General features: G+C 53.9%; 21 protein-coding genes. 8 read left to right on the top strand and 13 right to left on the bottom strand.

Annotated elements, in window-relative coordinates; translation table 11 throughout:
- Positions 1 to 35 precede the first annotated feature (35 nt).
- A complete protein-coding gene (locus MY052_RS16365) occupies positions 36 to 2,318 on the bottom strand; it encodes a catecholate siderophore receptor Fiu (protein WP_248537427.1) in 2,283 nt (760 codons plus the stop codon).
- A gap of 309 nt (positions 2,319 to 2,627) precedes the next feature.
- Entirely contained in the window at positions 2,628 to 3,248 is a 621-nt protein-coding gene (locus MY052_RS16360) for a flavin reductase family protein (protein WP_248537426.1), read from the bottom strand.
- 96 nt (positions 3,249 to 3,344) lie between these two features.
- On the opposite strand from MY052_RS16360, the gene rlmF reads away from it, so the two are divergent.
- Positions 3,345 to 4,271: a 23S rRNA (adenine(1618)-N(6))-methyltransferase RlmF gene (rlmF, locus tag MY052_RS16355; protein WP_248537425.1), complete on the top strand. Its 927-nt coding sequence runs from the start codon at positions 3,345 to 3,347 to the stop codon at positions 4,269 to 4,271.
- A 42-nt stretch (positions 4,272 to 4,313) separates the two neighbouring features.
- Here rlmF and glnQ read toward each other — a convergent pair whose 3' ends face one another.
- From glnQ to rhtA, 5 genes are all read right to left on the bottom strand, one after another.
- Positions 4,314 to 5,036, bottom strand: a complete 723-nt coding sequence (glnQ, locus tag MY052_RS16350; RefSeq protein ID WP_035892269.1) for a glutamine ABC transporter ATP-binding protein GlnQ — start codon at positions 5,034 to 5,036, stop codon at positions 4,314 to 4,316.
- The gene (gene glnP, locus MY052_RS16345) at positions 5,033 to 5,692 is read right to left on the bottom strand and encodes a glutamine ABC transporter permease GlnP (protein WP_035892271.1); all 660 of its coding nucleotides are present in this window, start codon (positions 5,690 to 5,692) and stop codon (positions 5,033 to 5,035) included. The genes glnQ and glnP overlap by 4 nt, the downstream gene beginning before the upstream one ends.
- A 122-nt stretch (positions 5,693 to 5,814) precedes the next feature.
- Positions 5,815 to 6,561: a glutamine ABC transporter substrate-binding protein GlnH gene (glnH, locus tag MY052_RS16340; protein ID WP_035892272.1), complete on the bottom strand. Its 747-nt coding sequence runs from the start codon at positions 6,559 to 6,561 to the stop codon at positions 5,815 to 5,817.
- 362 nt (positions 6,562 to 6,923) lie between these two features.
- Positions 6,924 to 7,427, bottom strand: a complete 504-nt coding sequence (gene dps, locus MY052_RS16335; protein ID WP_248537424.1) for a DNA starvation/stationary phase protection protein Dps — start codon at positions 7,425 to 7,427, stop codon at positions 6,924 to 6,926.
- Positions 7,428 to 7,717: 290 nt separating this feature from the next.
- Complete coding sequence (rhtA, locus tag MY052_RS16330; protein WP_035892274.1) at positions 7,718 to 8,605, bottom strand: threonine/homoserine exporter RhtA; 888 nt, start codon at positions 8,603 to 8,605, stop codon at positions 7,718 to 7,720.
- Between the two features lie 356 nt (positions 8,606 to 8,961).
- Here rhtA and ompX point away from each other — a divergent pair, with 356 nt between their 5' ends.
- The gene (gene ompX, locus MY052_RS16325; protein WP_123651374.1) at positions 8,962 to 9,471 is read left to right on the top strand and encodes an outer membrane protein OmpX; all 510 of its coding nucleotides are present in this window, start codon (positions 8,962 to 8,964) and stop codon (positions 9,469 to 9,471) included.
- Positions 9,472 to 9,533: 62 nt separating this feature from the next.
- Here ompX and MY052_RS16320 read toward each other — a convergent pair whose 3' ends face one another.
- The 3 genes from MY052_RS16320 to mntS form a co-directional block, all read right to left on the bottom strand.
- Complete coding sequence (locus MY052_RS16320) at positions 9,534 to 10,487, bottom strand: nickel/cobalt transporter (protein WP_202218147.1); 954 nt, start codon at positions 10,485 to 10,487, stop codon at positions 9,534 to 9,536.
- A gap of 117 nt (positions 10,488 to 10,604) precedes the next feature.
- Positions 10,605 to 12,185 carry a phosphoethanolamine transferase gene (locus MY052_RS16315; protein WP_202216185.1) on the bottom strand — a complete coding sequence of 527 codons (1,581 nt, stop codon included), beginning with the start codon at positions 12,183 to 12,185 and terminating at the stop codon, positions 10,605 to 10,607.
- Between the two features lie 256 nt (positions 12,186 to 12,441).
- Positions 12,442 to 12,567: a manganase accumulation protein MntS gene (mntS, locus tag MY052_RS16310; RefSeq protein WP_035892278.1), complete on the bottom strand. Its 126-nt coding sequence runs from the start codon at positions 12,565 to 12,567 to the stop codon at positions 12,442 to 12,444.
- A 181-nt stretch (positions 12,568 to 12,748) separates the two neighbouring features.
- Between mntS and mntR the strand changes: the two genes are divergently transcribed.
- The 4 genes from mntR (at position 12,749) to MY052_RS16290 (ending at position 16,584) form a co-directional block, all read left to right on the top strand.
- On the top strand, positions 12,749 to 13,222 hold the full coding sequence (gene mntR / locus MY052_RS16305) for a manganese-binding transcriptional regulator MntR (RefSeq protein ID WP_035892280.1): 474 nt from the start codon (positions 12,749 to 12,751) through the stop codon (positions 13,220 to 13,222).
- Positions 13,219 to 14,331, top strand: coding sequence for an anion transporter (locus tag MY052_RS16300; RefSeq protein WP_248537423.1), 1,113 nt, complete (start codon positions 13,219 to 13,221; stop codon positions 14,329 to 14,331). The genes mntR and MY052_RS16300 overlap by 4 nt, the downstream gene beginning before the upstream one ends.
- 144 nt (positions 14,332 to 14,475) lie before the next feature.
- Positions 14,476 to 15,852: a glycoside hydrolase family 1 protein gene (locus tag MY052_RS16295; protein WP_123651371.1), complete on the top strand. Its 1,377-nt coding sequence runs from the start codon at positions 14,476 to 14,478 to the stop codon at positions 15,850 to 15,852.
- Between the two features lie 15 nt (positions 15,853 to 15,867).
- Positions 15,868 to 16,584 carry a GntR family transcriptional regulator gene (locus tag MY052_RS16290; RefSeq protein WP_035892283.1) on the top strand — a complete coding sequence of 239 codons (717 nt, stop codon included), beginning with the start codon at positions 15,868 to 15,870 and terminating at the stop codon, positions 16,582 to 16,584.
- A 98-nt stretch (positions 16,585 to 16,682) separates the two neighbouring features.
- On the opposite strand, the gene ldtB is transcribed toward MY052_RS16290, so the two are convergent.
- On the bottom strand, positions 16,683 to 17,603 hold the full coding sequence (ldtB, locus tag MY052_RS16285) for a L,D-transpeptidase (protein ID WP_035892291.1): 921 nt from the start codon (positions 17,601 to 17,603) through the stop codon (positions 16,683 to 16,685).
- A 218-nt stretch (positions 17,604 to 17,821) separates the two neighbouring features.
- Between ldtB and MY052_RS16280 the strand changes: the two genes are divergently transcribed.
- Complete coding sequence (locus tag MY052_RS16280; protein ID WP_035892284.1) at positions 17,822 to 19,417, top strand: ABC-F family ATPase; 1,596 nt, start codon at positions 17,822 to 17,824, stop codon at positions 19,415 to 19,417.
- Between the two features lie 165 nt (positions 19,418 to 19,582).
- Entirely contained in the window at positions 19,583 to 19,897 is a 315-nt protein-coding gene (locus MY052_RS16275; protein WP_202216182.1) for a hypothetical protein, read from the top strand.
- A gap of 180 nt (positions 19,898 to 20,077) precedes the next feature.
- On the opposite strand, the gene MY052_RS16270 is transcribed toward MY052_RS16275, so the two are convergent.
- Together MY052_RS16270 and MY052_RS16265 are read right to left on the bottom strand one after the other, a co-directional pair.
- Positions 20,078 to 20,323 carry a hypothetical protein gene (locus MY052_RS16270; protein ID WP_248537422.1) on the bottom strand — a complete coding sequence of 82 codons (246 nt, stop codon included), beginning with the start codon at positions 20,321 to 20,323 and terminating at the stop codon, positions 20,078 to 20,080.
- A gap of 107 nt (positions 20,324 to 20,430) precedes the next feature.
- Positions 20,431 to 22,797, bottom strand: a complete 2,367-nt coding sequence (locus MY052_RS16265) for a glycoside hydrolase family 31 protein (RefSeq protein ID WP_248537421.1) — start codon at positions 22,795 to 22,797, stop codon at positions 20,431 to 20,433.
- Positions 22,798 to 22,803: the final 6 nt, after the last annotated feature.

Genomic DNA, 22,803 nt, shown 5'->3' with positions numbered 1-22,803 from the left:
TTAAAGAAAGTGGGGCTTGCGCCCCACGGTGATACTTAGAAATGTACGTTAGCCGTCAACACGAAGGTTCTTGGCTCGCCCGGATGGTAGCGATAGCCGCTCTTGTTGATCGAGGCAACATAGTTGGTATCAAACAGGTTGTAGGCATTCAGCTGCAGGTCGAGCGTGCTGTTCACGCGGTAACCAATCTTGGCATCGGCAACCCAGTAGCTGTCGGTGGAGTCCGGCGTGCCGACGGCGCCGTCTTTGCCGCGATGCATGCTGCCAATGTAGCGCGCGCCTGCGCCGACGGAAATCGCATCGGTGGCCTGGTACTGGCTCCACAGAGTGAAGGCATGCTCCGGAGTATACGGCAGTGATGATGAGCCGTCTTGTGTCACCTCTGCACCCTGCTGGATGGTGGCGCGCTGCTGCGTGAAGCCGCCAATCACCTGCCATTCCGGGGTGATGTTCCCGGCAACGGAGAGCTCATAGCCTTCCACGCGTTTGGTGCCGTACTGCGAATAGGTGCCGTCGTCGTTGGCTTCAACGTCGTTTTCGATATCGGTACGGAATACCGCCGCCGACAGCAGTAGGCGTTTATCCAGCAGCTCCCATTTGGTGCCGGCTTCGCTGGTTTTCGCTTTTTGCGGTTTGAAATCGGTACGGTTGGCGCTGCTACCGGTTCCACCAGCCGCCAGCGCGAAGTTGCTGCCGCCCGGAGGCTGCTGGGAGATGGCGTAGTTGACGTAGACGTTGCCGTTCTGCGTCAGGTGATACAGCGCCCCCGTTTTCCAGTTGACCAGGTTACCTGATTTCGTGGCATCGACGGTGGTGACAGGCGTGTTTTTGGCAACGCCCGCTGGACAAGCAATGGCGCCACGACCCGTACCGCCACACAGTGAGGCGCTGTCATATTCGGTGTGATAGCTATCCAGGCGAATACCGCCGTTCAGCTCAAAATCACGGGTAATTTGCAGCGTATCGAACGCGTAAATACCAAAGGTATCGGTCTGACCGTTAGCGTTAGCGCCGCTACGGTTCAGGCTACCGATGTTGACGTTACTGTTCGGGTTGAACAGATTGACCACCGGAGCCGTCATCGGGTAGACGCCGTAGTTGGTCTGCTGCTCGTGGGTAAACTCGACGCCGGTGCTGATATCGTGGCCGATAGCGCCGGTGTAGAACTTAGAAGTCAGGTTAGTCTGGTTGGTCAGGATCTTGTTGCTGACATCTTTGGTGTTGACGTTGCGCGTCCAGGTCCAGGTGTTGACGTTGTTAGGGTCTGGTCGACCAATGTTGCTTGCGCCTCCCATTATCGCCGTCATCATATAATCCTGCTTGATCTGCGACCAGCGGGTGGTATTACGGATGGTGGTGGTGTCGTTAAAGTCATGTTCGAAACGCATCGTCACCGTATCGGTGGTGGAGTCGTCGTAGTCTGAGTTGGTGCCGTAGAAATTATGCGTATCGACTTTGCCAGAGCTATTGAGTGCTGATGTGGCGGCGTTTGGTGCGGAGTAGCCCGGCAGACCCACGGTGGGCACACCGCCGTCCGGTGTGTTGTGCTGGGTAACGTGCAGATAGTTCAGATACAGGCGGTTTTGCGTGCCGAGGCCAAAGGCGATGGACGGCGCAACTCCGTAGCGCTCGTTTTTCACGTTATCGCGCCCTGCATCGTGAGTTTTTTCCCCCATCAGGTTTAAGCGTACGGCAGTGGTGTCGCCGATGGCTTCGTTCAGATCCAGCGTGCCGCGGCGATACCACGCGCTGCCTACGCTTGCTGAAGCATCGATACCAGAGTCCAGGCGCGGCTGCTTGCTGATCATATTGATCGAGCCCGTCGGCGCGCTGCGGCCATAGTCTGAACCAGACGGGCCCTTAATCACTTCTACTTGTTCAGTATTGAAAGTGTCACGCGTCACGCTGCCGATATCGCGAATACCGTCGATGTAGATACTGTTAGACGTATCTGCGCCGCGCATATAGATGGTATCGCCGGTTGACGAGCTGCCGTTTTCACCCGCGAAGAAGGCCCCGACGCCTGGGACGTTTTTTAATGCGTCTGTCAGGTTAGTGGCACCCTGATCCTTCAGCACCTGCTCGGAAATCACCGTCACGGTACGCGTGGTGTCGGCAATCGGGCGGCTGAATTTAGGGTCGGCGGATTTCGTTGGGGCATACAGCGATGGCGCTTGCGCTTCGACGACTAACGTATCTCCCGGGCTTTTTTCTTTACTGTCAGCGGCCTGAGCCGTAGGCGTCAGTCCAATGCATAATCCGGTAAAAAACGTGAGTGAGCTAAAGCTACTGAACGGGGTAGTGCGATTTTTATCCATATCAATGAGTGTCTTATAATTTTTAAACGCGAAATTAAAGATGACAACAGGGAACGCCTTGTCCCCTTCGCCACTGCAGGTTGCTTTATCTTTTTTAAATGATGTTGATAATCATTATCAAATCGCGTCACTTTTTATCACTCATTGAGCTAAAAATAAATACATTGCTTTACAGTTTCTTCATTTTTTATACATAAAGATTACATATTTGTCGGAGTGACCCCCGGAGTCGCTGCGCTCGTCCGGGCTACCAACCCGCCGCCCGTAGTCCTGACGAGGCGTGTACGCCGACCCCGGGAATGGCCTCAATCAACCCTGACGCGCATCCGGGCGGATTAAATCAAACCGATGGTTTTCATCAATGGTGTAATAGGCCGACGGACCACCTGCGCGGAGAACTGGCTGCGCTTTGGCGGTTTGATAGATGCCGTTTTCCAGCAGCGATTCGTCAATGTGAATGCCGACCACTTCGCCCAGCACCAGCCAGGTATCAACGGCGGTACCGTCCACGCCGGTGAGCTGGATGCACTGCGACAGGCGGCATTCAAAGTTGACCGGGCTTTCAGCAACGCGGGGCGCGTCCACCAGACGGCTCGGTACAGCCGTCAGCCCCGCGCGGGCAAACTCATCTTCACCGTGCGGCAGCGTGGCGGAGGTTTCGTTCATCGCGATGGCTAAATCACGGGTGGTCAGATTCCAGACGAACGCTTTGGTATCGACAATATTCTGCACGCTATCTTTCCAGCCGCTGCTGGCGAAACCGATGATCGGTGGCCGATAGTTAAAGCAGTTAAAAAAGCTGTAGGGCGCGAGATTACGCCGCCCCTGCGGGTCGACAGAGGAAATCCAGCCGATAGGACGCGGTCCGACGATGGCGTTGAGCGGGTCGTGAGGTAGCCCATGTCCGTGGGAAGGCTCATAAAAATACATAGCGCACCTGATATTTAAAAGCAGGAATCCAGACTCCCTTATTTACCGCACCGTCGTCAACGGGTATCTTACGCCGCATTACGACAGGAGAAAGTCATGAGTACCCAGAAACCGGGTTTACACCCGCGTAACCGTCATCATAGTCGCTACGATCTCGAAGCGCTGTGCCAGGCCGTGCCCGCACTGCGCGATTTTATTACTCTCAGCCCGGCGGGCGGGCAGACCATCAACTTCGCCGACCCGCTGGCGGTGAAGACGCTGAACAAGGCGCTGCTGGCGCATTTCTATGCGGTTAAAGAGTGGGATATTCCGGAAGGTTTTCTCTGCCCACCGGTACCGGGACGTGCGGATTATATCCATCACCTTGGCGACCTGCTCAGCGATGAGAGCGGCAGCGTGGTGAAAGGGGCTAACATTCTGGATATCGGCGTGGGTGCGAACTGCATCTATCCGCTGATTGGTGCGCACGAATACGGCTGGCGCTTTACCGGCAGCGAAACACACCCTGAAGCGTTTGCCAGCGCGCAGGCTATCCTGAGCGCGAATCCATCGCTGAACCGCATGATTCGCCTGCGTCGCCAGAAGGATACGACGGCGATGTTCAACGGCGTTATTCACAAAAACGAGCAGTATGATGCCACGCTGTGCAACCCGCCGTTCCATGATTCGGCGGCCGCAGCGCGCGCGGGCAGCGAACGTAAACGTCGTAACCTGGGCCAGGATCGTGATGATGCGCTGAACTTTGGCGGCCAACAGCAGGAGCTGTGGTGTGATGGCGGGGAAGTGGCCTTTATCAAACAGATGATTGCAGAGAGTAAAGGTTTTGCCCGTCAGGTGATGTGGTTTACATCGCTGGTGTCCAAAGGCGAAAATCTGCCGCCGCTGTACCGCGCGTTAACCGACGTAGGTGCGGTAAAAGTGGTGAAAAAAGAGATGTCACAGGGGCAGAAGCAAAGCCGCTTTATCGCCTGGTCATTTATGGATGACGAACAGCGTCGTCGTTTCCTGGCGCGCAAACGCTAAGAAAAACGCCGTTTACCCCATGGGGGATAAACGGCGTTAGCATCAGGAGACGTGCTGCAGGAACTCTTGCAGACGTTGGCTTGGTGGGTTCTTCACCAATTCCTGCGGGTTGCCATCTTCGGCAATCCGACCTTTATCGATAAAGATCAGACGAGATGCCACTTTCTCAGCAAAGCCGATTTCGTGGGTCACGATAACCATCGTCATGCCTTCTTCTGCCAGATCCTGCATTACTTTCAACACTTCGTGGCGCAGTTCAGGGTCGAGCGCTGATGTAGGCTCATCAAACAGCATCATCTTCGGTTTCACCGCCAGCGCACGAGCAATCGCCACGCGCTGCTGCTGGCCGCCGGAAAGCTCAGAAGGGTAGTGATGGGCGCGCTCGGCAAGGCCGACTTTCGCCAGCAGATCTTTGGCCAACTTTTCTGCCGCATCTTTCTTCAGGCCGCGCACGCGGGTTGGGCCGAACATCACGTTTTCCAGCGCTGTCAGGTGCGGGAACAGATAGAACTGCTGGAACACCATACCCGCTTCCTGGCGGATCAGGCGTTCATCCACTTTCGGGTCGTTGACCTTCAGACCATCGACGATCAGCTCACCGCTGGTAATCTCTTCCAGCTTGTTAATGCAGCGCAGCAGAGTCGATTTACCGGAGCCGGACGGCCCGATAATCACCACGACTTCGCCCTGCTTGACGTTGAGATCGATGTTATGCAGCACCTGGGTTTGCCCAAAGTGCTTGGAGACGTTTTTAAATTCAATCACAGGATTTTCATCCTTCTTTCAAGAACGCGGAGCACGATGTTGAGTACCTGCGTGATAATGAGGTAGATAACGCCAACAGCGGTCCAGATTTCCAGTGCACGGAAGTTCCCGGCGATAATTTCTTGACCGCTGCGAGTCAACTCTGCGGCACCGATAACGATAAACAGCGAGGTATCTTTGATACTGATAATGAGCTGGTTGCCGAGCGCGGGCAGCATGCGGCGCAGGGCCAGCGGCATAATCACGTGACGAATGGTTTCGCGACGAGAAAGACCAAGCGCAAGACCGGCCTCGCTGAAACCTTTATGGATCGACAGCACCGAGCCACGGGTGATTTCGGCAATGTAGGCACCGGAGTTGATCATGATAGTGATCACCGCTGCGGTGAAGGTGTCGATGCGAATATCCGGGAAGGCCATCGGCAGGGCGAAGTAGATATACATCACCTGCACTACGATCGGCGTACCGCGGATCACTTCAATGAATACGAGGGCAATGTGGTTAGCAATCCAGCCGCCGTAGGTGCGGGCCAGACCCGCCAGCAGACCGATAACAATACCGCCCGCCAGGCCGAGGATCGAAATCCACAGAGTCATTTTGGCGCCGTCCAACAAAATTGGAATGGCTGGCCAGATGACGCTCCAGTCAAACTGCATGATGTATTCCTGTATACCGTGGTGGAAAATAAAAAAACTAGCCAACGTGTGCTGACTAAAATTGTAGGCCCGGTAAGCGCAAGCGCCACCGGGCGTTACAGAACCTGATGGATCAGGTTGGTTTATTTAGGTTCAGTACCGAACCATTTTTTGTAGATTTCGTTGTAGGTGCCGTTCTCTTTCAGCGTTTTCAGCGCGCCGTTAACTTTGGTGCGCAGCTCGTCGTTGCCTTTAGAGAACGCAATACCGTACTGCTGCGCTTCCAGAGATTCGCCTACCGCTTTGAACTGACCGTTACCGGCAGTTTTGATGAAGTAGAGAATGTTTGGCGTATCGTGCAGCACCGCGTCAGCGCGATTGGTGCCTAATTCCATGTAGGCGTTATCGATATTCGGGAACTGACGCAGGTCTTTGGTTTTGATGTTGGCTTTCGCGTAATCAACAGAACCGGTACCGCTCTTCACGGCCACTACTTTGCCGTCGAGATCTTTCACGCTTTTAATGTCGTTGTTGTTGGCTTTAACCATCACCAGCAGGCCGCTTTTGTAGTAGCCATCGGAGAAGTCGACCGCTTTTTTACGTTCGTCGGTAATGGTGATACCCGCCAGCGCCAGGTCGATATTTTTGGTCTGCAGCGCAGGGATAATGCCGCTGAAGTCCATTGGCTTCAGGGTGTAATCCAGCTTCAGTTCTTTCGCAATCGCGGCCCACAGATCGATATCAAAGCCGACGTACTTGTCGCCTTGTTTGAATTCAAACGGAACGAACGCCGTGTCAGTTGCCACAACCAGTTGCTTATCTGCGGCATGAGAAGAAACCGCGAAAGCCAGGGTGAGTGCAGCCAGTGAAACTTTAAACATAGACTTCATAGCATTTCCTTTTATATCCACGGGGCGATCCCCTGCGAGAACATTCGGCTTATGAAAGAATCGTGCCAACTTCACAATGCATTGTTTATTAACAAATAATGTTTTTTACCCTGCACGATATTGGCAGGATAAATGTCCATATGCACCATGAGGGGGCACCAAAGTGGTGCGTGATGTTGATGTTGTTAAGTATGGTGTTTTTTAGCGCAAACGTAGGGGATAAAACAATCTTTTATTAACGATTGTGTGAGGTGATTATTACAAATGATTTACTTTGGCGGGGTTTATGACCGTAGTTGCGCACTTTTCTGGTGCAATGCCCTTTCTGCGAGGGGCAGAAAGGGCATAGGATTGACTTATGGTTATTCAATATTCGCTTCAATGAACCACAGGAATTTATCCAGATCGCGGGAGGCGGCGGTGAAGATATCTGCGGTATCTTCATCTTTCGCTTCGCCAATCGCTTTACGAACGTCGTTCGCCACAATGGCATAGCGCTCAGCCAGTTCTTTCAGGTGATCCTGTACGCTGGTGATATCCAGCGGATAGCTTTTCAGTGGAGTCTGGGCGTTGATGACCTGGGTGGTACCCAGTGCGATACCGCCGAGCTGCACGGCACGTTCTGCCATGGTATCGAGGTGATCGGTTAACGCGGTACGGAAGCCGTCGAGCATCTCATGCACGGCAATAAAGTTGGCACCGCGCATGTTCCAGTGCGCCTGTTTGGTAATCAATGACAGATCGATAAACTGCAGAACCTGACGATTGAGTAACGCAACGGTGGCCTGTTTTTCACTGTCCGGAACGTCGTTACGCGTATAAAGAAGGTGGGCGTTTTTCGTTTTAACCAGTTTTGCAGTACTCATAGTCATATATCCTCTTGATTTATACACCGCTATAGGTTGGTGTATTTCGTCCTCATGAATTAACGAAAACAAGTATAGCACCGTCACCGGGACGGTATTTTCTGATTCTGCCTATAGGTATGATAGTGACGACAGTAATTGTTTAAAAATCATTGCAAAACAATGAATTAAAAAATTATGGCAATGGGATTATATTTTTGTGGCGGATTTTATTGATATTAAATAAGAAATTATGCAGTTCGAAAGGGTTATTATGCATAGTGGTACGCACTATGCATAATATAAGAAAATTAGCCGACGTCGATCTCTTTAATTTTACTTTCCTGGCGCATGGTCAGCGTTGATCCCATTGAAGCAGCAATAATAGCGCCTAGCGCCAGCGTCTGGCTCAGGGTCAGCATTTCACCGAGAAAAACCATCCCGGAGAGCGCCGCCAACGCGGGCTCCATGCTCATTAATGTACCGAAAGTTCGGGTCGGCAAACGCGTGAGTGCGATCATCTCCAGCGAGTAAGGCAGCGCCGTGGACAGGACGGCAATAGCCAATCCCAGCGGTAATATTGACCAGTGCCACAGCGCGTCCGCGGCCTGGAAGGCGCCCAGCGGCACAAAGACGATTGCCGCAATCAGTGAGCCCATTGCCACCGTCGCCGGGCCGTGCTCTTCCCCGGCGCGTCGCCCGCTCAGAATATAAACCGCCCAGCCAGCCCCGGCTCCCAACGCCAGCAGCGCGCCGGTCAAGTCGACGTGCGCGACGTCCTGACCGAGTGGTAGCAGGAACCACAGGCCGACGACCGCCAGAATCACCCAGATAAAATCGACCGCGCGGCGAGATGAAAAGAGGGCGACGGCCAGCGGGCCGGTAAATTCGAGCGCCACCGCAATGCCCAGCGGAATACGCTGCAATGACAAATAGAAGAGATAGTTCATGGCGCCCAGCGACAGTCCATAGAACAGCAGCGGTAGCCGTTGCGCTTTGGCAAAGCGAAGCCGCCAGGGTTTGAACACCACAACGAGAATTAGGGTACCGAGCGCCAGACGAAGCGCAGTCACACCAGGGGCACCAACGAGTGGAAACAATGATTTAGCCAGCGATGCTCCGCTCTGGATAGAGACCATTGAGATAAGAATAACGAGTATGGGTAACCACGAAGGTACCTTGCGGAGCGAACCGGACATCTTTTTCCTGTCAGTTTTTGTCAAAAGAGGTAAAACCGGCAGTGTAATTGAAATAGTGCACTACGGTTGAGGGAATGTTGAAAAAAAAGTGTCATGGAACGAGTAGAATTTCTTTAGTCGAGAAGAATTTAGTCTGTCAAATTAGGAATTGTCTGGAAAAATCATCCCCGTTTTAACCTGCGTAGAAGTCATGCTGAGGTTAAAAAAACATTATTAATCAGATGGATGAATCATGATGGAAACAAAATGTTACATCATTGATGCCTTTAGACACCGTTAGGTCGAAAGAGTTTCTTAACAATTTTTGATATATTTAAAACTTAGGACTTATTAGAAGCACATTTGAGGTGGTTATTATGAAAAAAATCGCATGTCTTTCAGCACTGGCCGCTGTACTGGCTATCTCCGCAGGTACTGCTGTAGCTGCAACTTCTACCGTTACTGGTGGTTACGCTCAGAGCGATATGCAGGGCGTTGCTAACAAAGCGGGCGGTTTCAACTTGAAATACCGCTACGAAGCAGACAACAGCCCACTGGGTGTGATCAGCTCCTTCACCTACACTGAAAAAAGTGACACCCAGAACGGCGTGTACACCAAAGGTCAGTACTACGGCATCACTGCTGGTCCTGCTTACCGCATCAACGACTGGGCTAGCATCTACGGCGTAGTTGGTCTGGGCTATGGTAAAGCACAGGGTAACCAATTCCCTGAAACCAACAGCACCAGCGACTACGGTTTCTCCTACGGTGCAGGTCTGCAGTTCAACCCAATCGAGAACGTAGCTCTGGACGTATCCTACGAGCAGTCTCGTATTCGTAGCGTTGACGTTGGTACCTGGATCGTCGGTGCAGGTTACCGCTTCTAATCACTTCGGTGATATAAAAAGGGGTCTTGATGACCCCTTTTTTAATGCTTATTTTTCGTGAATTAACAGCCTGCTGCGATGTAGTCGCCGTTAGCGCTGATCGGAATCACCGTCAAAAACAGGACGGTAGCAAAAAGCACCAGCATCACTCCTCCGGCAATTTTGACCGCCGGCATCACCCATCCGTGTTTTCCCGCGCCGCCAAAAAAGGCGACCGTCCGTTCACGCGCGTAGCGTACGGCGAGCGATAGCCCAAGAATCGACAGGGCGGTACCAAGCGCCATTGTCATTACCGCTGCAATCCCCCAACTGACGATACCGAGCGCGTTGGCAAACATCAGAATCATAATCGCGCCGCTGCACGGCCGGGCACCAATTGCCAGAATTACGCCCAGCCGCGTTTTCCAATCACTTTCAGCAAGCGTAGCACCTACGCCATGATTTCCGCAGCCGCACTGTTCGTCGTGTTGGTGCAGCGGTTTGAGCGATGAGATAGCGAGTTTACGCGGACGCAGGCTTTTCAGCGTCTGATAGATAACAAACAGCCCGAATGCGCCAATCATCACCGCGCTGATTTTCTCGACGTACCAGCGGCTGGTACTGAGATCGCCTGAGGCCAGATTGAAGCCGACGGCCAGAATAAAAACAAAAAGAATGGCGCTAATGCCCTGCATCAGGCTACCGATAAACGGCACCACGCGTGCGGCCAGAAGGCTCTCTTTGTTGGTGCTGAGATAGGTGGTGACGATAAATTTGCCATGCCCGGGCCCAATGGCATGCAGTACGCCGTAGAAAAATGCGCCGGTGAGTAACCAAAGACCGCCGCTGTATTCGTGGTTGTTTAACTGCAGCAGGTACATCACCAGATAACGGTGTAGAGTGATTTGCGTCGCCAGGCACCACTGGATAAAGGCGTTCCAGTGGGTATGTAAGCTGAACGCGGTGGCGAGCAGAAGCAGTAGTAATAGCCCTGCGGTGGGAATACGCCAGTCACGGGTAAGACGTTGTGCAATCATCATCATGCTCGTGGTGAGAGGTCTTGAGATGAGTATAGTAATGCAACGTTAGGCGGGTTTGCTATCCGTCTACCTGATTAAGAGGTAAACGGATATCCGGCGTGCGACAGGGGAAAGTTAGCTTTTGGGATCAAACAGATCCGTTTTCAGCGAATCGTAATCCACTTTTTGTAACTGGAAGTTGGTGATAAAGACCTTCCCGGCTTTTTGCGACGAGATAAAGCGGTACTTAGGTACGATCTCCTGCGTCTGGATCCCGGTCCACTGGGAGAAGAAGCTCAGGAAGTCGTTGGCAGAACGACGCGCCTTGATGATGTTGTGCTTTTTATCATCGCTGGATAGCACCATAAACGGCACCTGGAAGTTCTGCTGGTATTTATCATCGTGCGCCAGATACTGCACCGCTTTTCCACGCTCTTTAAAAGCCAGACCGTGATCGGAGAAATAGACCATCGAGAAGCTATCGGTATTCCGGCGCAGCTGGTCGTAAAGCTGGCTGAGCAGGCTGTCGGTTTGCGTCATGCTGTAGAGATAGCATGATGTCTCTTTGGACTGCACGAACTGGGCATATTTGCCCTGGGTGCGGTCGCAGGCCTGCGGGTGTGAACCCATCAGGTGCAGCACAATCAGCTGTGGCTGGCTGCGGGCGGTAGAAAGTACCTGGGCGGTCATTTTCAGCAGCGCCTCGTCGCGGGTGTTTTTGTCCGCTTCGAAATCACCGCTTTTCAGGAAGTGCACTTCATCGGCGCGCTTGGCGATACTGGCAATGGCGGTATCGTACTCGCCAATTTGCCCCTGGTTTGAGAACCACCAGGTCTGGAACCCCGCGCGGTTGGCGAGAGTGACGAAGTTATCCTGATACAGTGGTTTACCGTCGACCACGCGGTTCAGGGTCAGCCCCAGCGATTTTTGCGTGGAACCGCTGGCGGCAACGTAGTTGGTGAACAAATTGCCATTGACCGAGCTGGCGAACGGGGTATTGTCCCAGTGTCCACCAAATGCACCCAGCGCGTCACGGCGTGCGCTTTCACCAATCACCACCACATAGGTGTGATATTTTGGCTTCACGGCGAGCACGTTCCAGGTGTCTTTCATATTGGAAAGCTCAGCCATACGCTGCTGCTCGTCAATGACCTCGTTGTTGTTAACGATGATGTCTTTGACGAAGCGGAAAGCCGGGTAGCCGCTATCTCTAAGTTTAAATCCCCAACCATCAATCTTGTTTTGAATCGGCTGAACGAAGAAGACGCCGATGCAGAACAGCAGACACAGTGTTTCCATCACGCCCCAGCGCCCGATTTCTGTTTCTTTACGACGTACGGCAATCACGCCGAGCACGAAAATAAACAGGCCAACCAGGTAGCTATACCACGGGAAGATGGTGAAGATTTCCGTCGACTCTTCGACGTTGGTCGAGTGAAGCGCCAGCAGGGTGTTGAAGTTCGGTGCGCCGTAGGCCTGGCTGAACGGGAAATAGAGTGCGCCTACCAGAGAATAAACCCCCAGAATGACCTTCTGCGCTTTTGGCAAGGTGCGCCATAGCAGGTGCAGCACGCCGGTAAACGCCACCGCATACAGCAGGCTAAACGGATAACCCAACGCCAGGTTAATCAGGATCGATTGTAAAAAATAAAATCCCGTCCATGGGCTCAGGGCAAGCCCACGCGCAGCGAGGGTTTCTTTCAGGGTCAGGTTCATAGATAGCAACTATAAAAACGCCATGCGCATCCCCTGGCGTCAAGGGGTATTTATTGGCCAGACAGTGCGAGAAAAGGTGTTGCAGAGGTCGGGGCTGCAAGAAGATAAAGCGTGTGTATAGTTGGGTCAACTACTCATAACGAATTGTTTTGGGAGGGAGATTGCAAAACCAGAAAATAGTCGGGGTTTTTGGAGGCAAAAAGCCAGTCTGCCACCGAATTGTGACGGAAAAATGAAGCGGCGATGCGCTCGCCGCTTAGCGGGACGGAGTGTCCTGTTGCGGTTTGTTGTTGAACAGGTCGCAAATCATACCAATCAACATTAACCGGACTTTAAAAGGAGAGTGACTAAACACGCTGATACACCTCTTGAATTCGTTCATGGTTCCTCCTGCGATTTGACTCGTCTTTCCGTGATGAGCGTTTGCATTACGTACAGATATAGCACAGGCTATATTTTATAGCTATGGCTAAAACGTTAATTTTTTGTACTCGGGTCACAATCCATTACAATGGACTCACTTGATATGACGCGTTCAGGCGTCACACAGATGAGGAAGTGCTATGAGCCGCCGCGCAGGTACGCCAACAACAAAAAAAGCGACGCAGCTGGTGAACGTTGAGGAACACGTCGAAGGGTTCCGTCAGGTGCGGGAAGCGCATCGTCGGGAGCTGATTGACGACTATGTTGAGCTGATTTCTGATTTGATCCGTGAAGTAGGGGAAGCGCGACAGGTGGACATGGCCGCTCGCCTTGGCGTATCGCAGCCAACGGTCGCCAAAATGCTCAAGCGTCTGGCGGGTGTAGGGCTGATTGAACAGATTCCATGGCGCGGGGTGTTTCTGACGCCGGAAGGGGAAAAGCTGGCGCAGGAGAGCCGCGAGCGTCATCAGGTGGTGGAAAACTTTCTGCTGGTGCTGGGCGTCAGCGCCGATACTGCCCGTCGCGACGCGGAGGGCATTGAGCATCACGTCAGCGAAGAGACGCTCGATATGTTCCGCCAGTTTACCCAGAAGCACGGGCAACACGCTGAATGAACCTCCCTTTTATACGGTCGCTGGCTCGCGACCGTTTTTTGCACCTGCTGATTATCGTCGGCGTTCTGCTGAGCTTTTTCGTTCCCTTCATGCCGTCAAGCTGGCCTGCGGCGATTGACTGGCACACCATCATTACCCTGAGCGGCCTGATGCTACTTACCAAAGGGGTAGAGCAGAGCGGCTATTTTGATGTCCTTGGGCGCAAAATGGCGCGCCGCTTTGCCACCGAGCGGCAGCTAGCGCTGTTTATGGTGCTGGCGGCAGCGCTGCTCTCAACGTTTCTGACCAACGACGTGGCGCTGTTTATCGTGGTGCCGCTGACCTTAACGCTGAAAAAATGGTGCGCGTTGCCGATTAACCGGCTGATTATTTTCGAGGCGCTGGCGGTCAACGCCGGGTCGCTGTTAACGCCTATCGGCAACCCGCAGAACATTTTGCTATGGGGGCGCTCGGGCCTCTCATTTCCGGCGTTTACCTTGCAAATGTTGCCTTTGGCGCTGGCGATGATGGTCACGCTGCTGGTGCTGTGCTGGTTTTGCTTTCCGGCGAAAAAGTTACAGTTTCAAAGCAGTGATATCACGCCGTCCTGGCAGCCGCGTCTGGTGTGGAGCTGTCTGGCGTTCTACCTCGTCTTTCTCACCGCGCTCGAGATGAAGCAGGAGCTTTGGGGCCTGGTGATTGTCGCCGTTGGTTTTCTGCTGCTGGCAAGGCGCGTGGTTTTCGGCGTGGACTGGACGTTGCTGCTGGTGTTTATGGCGATGTTTATCGATGTCCATTTGCTTACCCAGCTTCCGGCGCTGCATCAGGTATTAAGCGGGGTGAGTGGGCTCTCTGACGCGCCGTTGTGGCTGACGGCGATTGGGCTTTCGCAGGTCATCAGTAACGTTCCATCGACCATTCTCCTGCTCAACTACGTGCCGCCGTCGCTGCTGCTGGCATGGGCGGTAAACGTGGGTGGCTTCGGACTGCTGCCCGGCTCGCTGGCAAACCTGATTGCCCTGCGCATGGCGGCGGACCGACGTATCTGGTGGCGCTTCCATCTGTACTCTATTCCGATGCTGCTGTGGGCAGCGGCGGTGGGGTACGGGCTGCTGTTGATCCTCCGCTGATCTTTCTCCCGGCGGCGCTACGCTTGGCCGGGAAAAACCCTCTCCGACTCACAAAAAACGATCTTCAGGCTTGCGCACTTTTTCGTCTTTGCGTTATATGACTAGTCATGAAATTTAAATGACTAGTCATATAGGAGCCGAACCATGAAACCATCACTGCCCGCCAACTTCCTCTGGGGCAACTCTGTTTCCAGCATGCAGACCGAAGGCGCCTGGAATGAAGGCGGCAAGGGGATGTCGGTCTACGATATTCGCGAACCGAAAGAGTTCGCCTCTGACTGGAAGGTGGCGACAGATTCTTATCATCGCTATGAAGAAGATTTTGATTTAATGAAAGACCTGGGCATGAACTGTTACCGCTTCCAGATTGCCTGGAGCCGCGTATGCCCAACCGGCGACGGTGAGTTCAACGAAGAGGGCATTGCCTTTTACGACCGTTTTATCGATGCGCTGATCGAACGCGGCATTGAGCCCATGATCTGCCTGTACCATTTCGATATGCCGCTGGCGATGGCGGAAAAATATAACGGCTTTACCGACCGTCGCGTGATGGAAGCGTTTATCCGCTACGGTAAGAAAGTGATCGACTGCTTTGGCGACAAGGTGACCTGGTGGCTGACATTTAACGAGCAGAATCTCTACCACATGCCGGAAACGTTCCTGATCTCCGGCTATATGCGCGGCGACAAAACCCTGCGCGAGCTTTATGAAATTCAGCACCACGTGATGATGGCCCACGCTCACCTCACGAACTACCTGCACGACACCAAACCGGGCAAGCTGATGGGCGGGATGCTGGCGCACGCCCAGGTTTATCCGGCCACCTGCAAGCCACGCGATGTCTTCTGCGCTCAGCAGCTTGATGAGTTCTTCAACCAGAACCTGCTGCGCGCCTTTGCGGGCGAGGGCTACAGCCCGGAAGTGATGCACTTCGTTAAACAGTCCGGCTTTGACGACATCTACCGTGAGGAAGATTTGGCGGTGCTGGCGACCATGAAAAACGACTACATGGCCTTTAGCTACTATGCCAGCCGCACGCTCAACAGCGACGCTATCCCGGAAGGCACGGCGGTGAACAACTATATGCTGTTTGGCGACACGCCGAACCCGTATCTGAAAGCCACTGAGTGGAACTGGCAGATAGACCCGCTCGGTTTTCGCAGTATCATTACGCGCTATTACAATGACTGGCGTCTGCCGGTGTTCCCGATTGAGAACGGCATTGGGGTGATCGAATCCTGGGATGGTGAAAACATCATCGAGGATGACTATCGCATTGCCTATCATCGCGACCATATTAACGCCATGAAAGCGGCGATGTTTGAAGATGGCGCAGAGGTCATTGGCTATCTCGGCTGGGGGCTGATTGATATTCTTAGCTCGCAGGGCGATATGCGTAAACGTTACGGTGTGGTCTACGTCAACCGTGAAAACCATGATTTGAAAGACCTGAAGCGTGTACCGAAGAAAAGCTATGAATGGCTGAAAAAAGCGATTCATAGCAACGGCGAAGAGATGTAACAATGGGAGTGGGTAATGGCGGCGAAATACATCGCGATAGCGCGGGAAATTAAAAAACGGATTATCAGTCGGCAGTATTCCGCCTCTGAACCATTACCCGACCAGTTTGCGCTGGCAGCGGAGTTTGGTACCAGCCGGATGACGATACAGCAGGCCATGCGCCAGTTGATCGTCGAAGGGCTGGTGTATACCCGTCAGGGGCAGGGCACGTTTGTGCGTAAGAATTTCCTGCAACTCTCCCAGTGGGACGTTCCCGGAACCGACTACTCCGGGGCGACGGAAACCTGGGAACATCTTGGCACCGTGGAAAGCCAGGTGATTCGCTTTGAACTGCGCTTTCCTACGGAAAAAGAGCAGGCCTCACTGCTGATTAACGCCGATGCGCCGGTCTATGATTTTGTGCGCCTGCGTCTGCTCAACGGCGAACCGCTGTCGCTGGATATCACCGTGATGCCGGTGTCGCTGGTGCCGGGGTTAAGCAAAACGCACCTTGAAAGTTCGGTGTTTCGCTATGTGCAGGAAAATTTGGGCCTGAAGATGATGGGATCGTATCGGGTGGTGCGGGCGATTAAACCCGACGCGCTCGATCAGCAGCATTTAAGCTGTGAACCCGGCGACCCGGTGCTGGAAGTGGAGCAGGTTATCTATCTGGATGACGGCACGCCGCTGGAGTACGCGCACTGCCACTATCGCTACGACCATGGTGGCATCGTGATAGTCAATAATGGATAAAAAAATGGCGGGTGATTAACCCGCCATTTTTGTTTTGTCGCCCGAACGATGTTCGTGTAGGCCCGGTAAGCGAAGCGCCACCGGGAAATGTCAGGCAATTAGTTCAGACGAACCGGCATACCGGAACGGTTTTTAACCGCCTGGTCAACGATGCTCTGGTCAACGTCAGGCTGGCTGGTCACGCTCTGCACGGCTTTAGTCAGCACAACCGGTACGGTTTCGCCACCTTCAAACTGCGCTTCGGTGGTGGACAGCGGGTTGTGAACTTCCATGAAGCGGCTGCCATCTGGTTCGGTAGTCACTTTCACAGGCTCATCAATGAACTGTACGCGCGTACCAACAGGCACGTTCTGGAACAGGAATTTGATGTCTTCGTTACGCAGACGCACGCAGCCGTGGCTCACGCGCAGGCCGATACCGAAGTTAGCGTTGGTGCCGTGGATGGCGTACAGACGGCCAATATACAGCGCGTACAGACCCATCGGGTTATCCGGGCCAGCAGGAACGACGGCTGGCAGCGGGTTACCGGCTGCGGCATATTCGGCGTGCATTTTCGCCGTTGGTGTCCAGGTTGGGCCCGCTTTCTTACGTTCTACCTTGGTGGTCCAGCTGATAGGCGTATCTTTGCCCAACTGGCCAATACCGATTGGCAGCACGATCACGGTGTTGGTGCCTTTCGGATAGTAGTACAGACGCATTTCTGCGCTGTTAATGACGATACCTTCATGCACGGTGTCCGGCAGGATCAGCTGCTGAGGGATGTTCAGCACGCTACCGCCTTTCGGCAGGTAGGTATCCACGCCAGGGTTAGCTTCCAGCATGTTAGACAGACCCATCTGGTACTGGGCCGCGAAGTATTCCAGCGGTTGCTTATTGTCTTCAGGGATCGTGATGACCTGATTCTGACCGACAATGCGGCTCCCATCGGTTGGCAGCGGATACGTAACCGCCGATGCCGTATTACAGAAGCCTACGACAGCAAGCGCCGCAGCGAAAAGCGTAGTTAATTTCATGTTCATGTTGTGCGAGGTATCAGTGCCATTACAGCGGTTGTTTGAGAATTCAGACTGTTGGTAGGAGCGCATTATATGTGCATTCCTTGTCGCAGGGAATTCGGATGTGTACGAAATCACATTTTTTTCACTTGAGTTACAGTTTAGTCACTGGCGAAGGCGGGCGCTTTTTATTCTCAATTGTGGCAGAATAGGCGGTTTGTCACATTCTTCAGGATACTCCCGTGTTAGTTACTAGCAACGTTACCATGCAGTTTGGCAGTAAGCCGCTGTTCGAAAACATCTCCGTCAAATTTGGCGGCGGCAACCGTTACGGCCTGATTGGCGCAAACGGGAGCGGCAAATCTACCTTTATGAAAATCCTCGGCGGCGACTTAGAGCCGACGCTGGGCAACGTTTCCCTCGATCCGAACGAACGCATCGGTAAGCTGCGTCAGGATCAGTTCGCCTTCGAAGAGTACTCCGTACTCGACACCGTTATTATGGGCCACGGCGAACTGTGGGAAGTGAAACAAGAGCGCGACCGTATCTACGGTCTGGCGGAAATGAGCGAAGAAGACGGCTACAAAGTGGCCGATCTCGAAGTGCTTTACGGCGAAATGGACGGTTACTCCGCGGAATCACGCGCCGGTGAACTGCTGCTGGGCGTGGGTATTCCGCTGGAGCAGCACTACGGTCTGATGAGCGAAGTCGCGCCAGGCTGGAAACTGCGTGTGCTGTTGGCACAGGCGCTGTTCTCTAACCCAGACATCCTGCTGCTCGACGAACCAACGAACAACCTGGACATCGACACCATCCGCTGGCTGGAGCAGACGCTGAACGAACGCGACAGCACCATGATCATCATTTCGCACGACCGTCACTTCCTGAACATGGTCTGCACCCACATGGCTGACCTCGACTACGGTGAACTGCGCGTGTACGCCGGTAACTACGACGAGTACATGACCGCAGCGACCCAGGCGCGTGAGCGTCTGCTGGCGGACAACGCCAAGAAAAAAGCGCAGATTGCTGACCTGCAATCCTTCGTTAGCCGCTTTAGCGCCAACGCCTCTAAATCTCGTCAGGCGACCTCTCGTGCCCGTCAGATTGACAAAATCAAGCTCGACGAAGTGAAAGCCTCCAGCCGTCAGAACCCGTTCATCCGTTTCGAACAGGAGAAGAAACTGTTCCGTAACGCGCTGGAAGTCGAAGCGCTGAGCAAAGGCTTTGATAACGGCCCGCTGTTTAAAAACTTCAACCTGATGATGGAAGTCGGCGAGAAGATTGCCATTATCGGTGCCAACGGCGTGGGTAAATCCACCATGCTGAAAACTCTGGTGGGCGAACTGACGCCGGATAGCGGTACCGTGAAATGGTCCGAGAACGCTAGCATTGGTTACTACGCGCAGGATCACGCCGAAGATTTCGATAACGATCTGTCGGTGTTTGACTGGATGAGCCAGTGGAAACAGGAAGGCGACGACGAGCAGGTGGTACGTGGCTTCCTTGGCCGTCTGCTGTTCAGCCAGGACGATATCAAAAAGCCTGCGAAGGTGCTCTCCGGTGGTGAGAAAGGCCGTATGCTGTTCGGTAAGCTGATGATGCAGAAACCAAACATTCTGGTGATGGATGAACCAACCAACCACCTGGATATGGAATCTATCGAATCACTGAACATGGCGCTGGAAATGTATCAGGGCACCCTGATCTTCGTTTCCCACGACCGTGAGTTCGTCAGCTCACTGGCGACCCGCGTGATTGAAATTACCCCAGAGCGCGTGGTGGACTTCAGCGGCAACTACGAAGATTACCTGCGCAGCAAAGGTATCGACGGTTAATCCCGTATCGCATCCCGATGGCGCGAGTGCCATCGGGAGTTTTTGGCGACATAACTGCTAACAAACAATTCATCAACAATCTCTCGAAACCCCCGCCACACCATAATTCCTGCACAATTTTATGAAGAAATGACTCCCGCACATTCATTGATGGCGGAAGAGGCGATGCAAGAATTCATGCTTTACTCCAGCACGGACGACAGAACCCTTTATCGTTACCAGATACGGCAGCGCGGCCCCGTTTTCTATATAACGATGAGTCGGATAGAAAACGACGTAGAAGCGGAACATTTTGGTACCCGGGTAGTTAGCAACATCACCCGCCAGGACGTGATTGAAGAGTGTCTGGCGCACTGTCGACGACGAAGTCATACCGAGGTCTGGCGGCGGCGAAAAGCGTTGCTGACCGGGGTGCGAAACTGGCTGGTGTGCAGCGTGGCGATGCTGACTTTTATTCGCCTGGCCATTGTCAAAAGTTAACCCTACCGCTCAACCCTTGAACGGAGCAGATGCTGATGATCATTATGCTGCTGGTGGTCAATGTCGTTTTGTACGGTGTGCTGATTGGTTTTTTGATTGCGGCGGCGTGAAAGACACGCCGTTTGGGCTGGTAGGTTTAAACAAGCCGGACAGGGTAAACGGCTGCCCGGCGTTGAGCGATTATCGGTGGTGATGTATTACCGGTAGAGGAAAACCGTTGCTGGCGTCAGAGGGGCTGCTGAACGTCGCCGGGCCGTATGCCTGTGCGATAGAACCATCGTTGTCGTCGTCAGAGAAACGACTCAGTGCCGTGGTTTTCGTTTGAGGATTTTGCGCAGCGGTTTCCTGCAAAGGGCGCTCCTGGAAGGCCAATGCGCTGGTAGAGCTGAGCAGTAATGCCATTGCCATCGTGGTCACTATTTTCATACTTTTGGGTCCGCAAATTGAGAGGGCATTCTGAAGGTATAGTGAGCACAAAAAAAACGCCATGAGCGGTTACACTCATGGCGTGCTTTGTTACCAATGGAAAACAATCAGCGGGTTATCCACTCTTCAGCGGCGACGCCGTTAATCAGTAGCTGACGTTTTTCCCCGTCAGGCAGCGTTACCTTCAGCGCCTTCCACGCTGGACGATAATCGCCGCGCGCGTTGACCTTCAGGTCAATGGTACTGCCGGTACAGACCATCTCCCATTCCAGCCACAGCGCGTTGCCCTGCTGGTATCCCCACGACTCACCGTCATCTTCAAACAGCAGGCCAGACGTGCTGCCCATACCTTTCCGCGGGTACAGCTTGAGCTCGCGCTGCGTATCCTCGGCGGCGTTCACAAAGGTAATGCGCTCGCTCATTGGAATACCGGCCCCGGCGCGAACCAGCAGCGGTAGCTTCTCTAGCGGTGCGTCGAGAGTTATCCATTGGCCGCCGCTGAACCACTCACTGGTGTAAAAATCGTACCAGCCAGCCTCGTTATCCGGCAGCCAGACGCGGCGCTCGCGCTCGCCTTCTTCCACTACGCTTGCGACCAGAATATCGCGGCCGAGCAGGAAATCGTCGCACTCCGCAAAGGTCTGTTCATCGTGCTCGTGGTCGAGGAACGTTGGGCGCAGCATAGGTTCATCGTCGGCGTGCGCTTGCCACAGCAGCGTGTAGAAATACGGCAGCAGGCGGTAACGCAGTTCAATCGCGCTGCGAATGGCTGGCGTAATGGCCGGGTACATCCACGGTTCGTTGACGGTATGGTCATCGTTCCAGGAGTGGATAGTAAAGCGCGGGTGCATTACGCCGTTTTGTACCCAGCGCACGAACAGTTCCGGGTCCGGTTTATCGCCGGAGAAGCCGCCAACGTCATGCCCGAGGTTGTAGAGGCCAGACAGGCTCATGCCCAGCCCCATGCGGGTGTTGTAGCGCAGGGTATCCCAGTTGGTGCGGTTATCGCCGCTCCAGGTCTGCACGTAGCGCTGCATCCCGGCGCAGCCGGAACGGGAAATCAGGTACGGACGCTTGTTCGGCGCAAAGCGTTGTTGGGCTTCCATTGAGGCGCGAATCATCAGCAGCGGCATCACCGGGCGAATATGCTTGATGGCAATCTCTTTGCCAAAGCCGTGGCAGCGCGCTTCGCCGTCCCAGACTTCAAACTCGTTGTTATCGTTCCAGGTCGAATCTATGCCCATCTCCAGCAGCTGACCGGTAACGCCGTTCTGCCACCAGGCCACGGTCTGCGGGTTGGTGAAGTCGAGATGTGAACCTTCATCATCCCAGAAGCTGGAGCGCTCCGGGCCGTCGCTTTCGGAATCGCGAATAAACAGCGCCTGTTCCGCCACCTCGCCGTAACGCGGGTGATCCTGCAACAGGCACGGCTTAATGTTCGCCGCCAGATGCAGACCGGCATCGTGGAATGCCTGGCTCATCACCTTCGGCTGCGGCACTTTGTCGTAGTTCCAGTTGAACACATAGCGCTTGCCGTTAATCGAGGTGTAGCCGGAAGAGAGCTGGAACGAGTCGCACGGAATGGCATGCTCATCGCATAGGCGAATAAAGTTCATCAGCTGATTCTGCGCATCCGGCGCGTCGGTGTAATGCATGGTGGAACCGCTGTAGCCGAGGCTCCATTTCGGTCCGAACAGCGTTTTACCGGTCAAGCGAACAAAGGCTTTGGTCACGTCGAGCACGCGTTCGCCGGTAAACAGGTAGTAATCGATATCCCCGGCTTCGGCCTGCCAGCGGCGGTAAGCGGTGTGATAGTTATCAATTTCGTTACCGAGATCCAGCCAGCAGCTGCTGAGGTTGTCGTAAAACAGCCCGAAGCTCACGTCGTCGCGGCGGGTGATGGTAAACGGAATATGTTTGTACAGCGGGTCAGTGCTGACCGCGTTGTAACCCATTGCGTCGAGGTTGCGCATTTCATAACGCTTGCCGCCACGCTGTAAATCCCCGGCTTTATCGCCAAGGCCATAAAAACGCTCATCTTTACGGCGGCTCTGATAGTGCGCCACGCCGTCGCCGTGGGCATTGACTAGATAGGCGCTGGTCGGGCGATCGTTTACCAGCGGCTGCCATTCGCCCTCGGCGTTACGGTAGTGCCATTCGATCCACAGCGGCTGGTGGACAGTGGCGCGTAGGGAGTCGGTCGTCACCGTTATGGTGTTGTCCTGCTGGCTCAGCGTCCAGGCCGGCAGGGTAAAGCCGCTGAGATCCTCACGGTCACGCCCTTCCCACGGCACATCCTGCGATGGGGCGATACTCCAGGTGCGATCCAGCGCCAGCTCGCCTTTGCGTTTTAACAGTACGCGGAACAGATTTTCTTCCAGCACGTACAGGCACAGCGTGTGCTGGCTGTCGACCAGCAGCTCGACGTGATGGGTTGACTGTTTTTGCAGGGTCCAGTTTTTCAGCGTTTTCATGTCTAC

Origin of the sequence: Kluyvera ascorbata (assembly GCF_023195735.1) — a bacterium.
In the GTDB taxonomy this organism is placed as follows: Bacteria; Pseudomonadota; Gammaproteobacteria; order Enterobacterales; family Enterobacteriaceae; genus Kluyvera; species Kluyvera ascorbata.
This window is presented reverse-complemented; position numbering and strand designations above follow the sequence as displayed.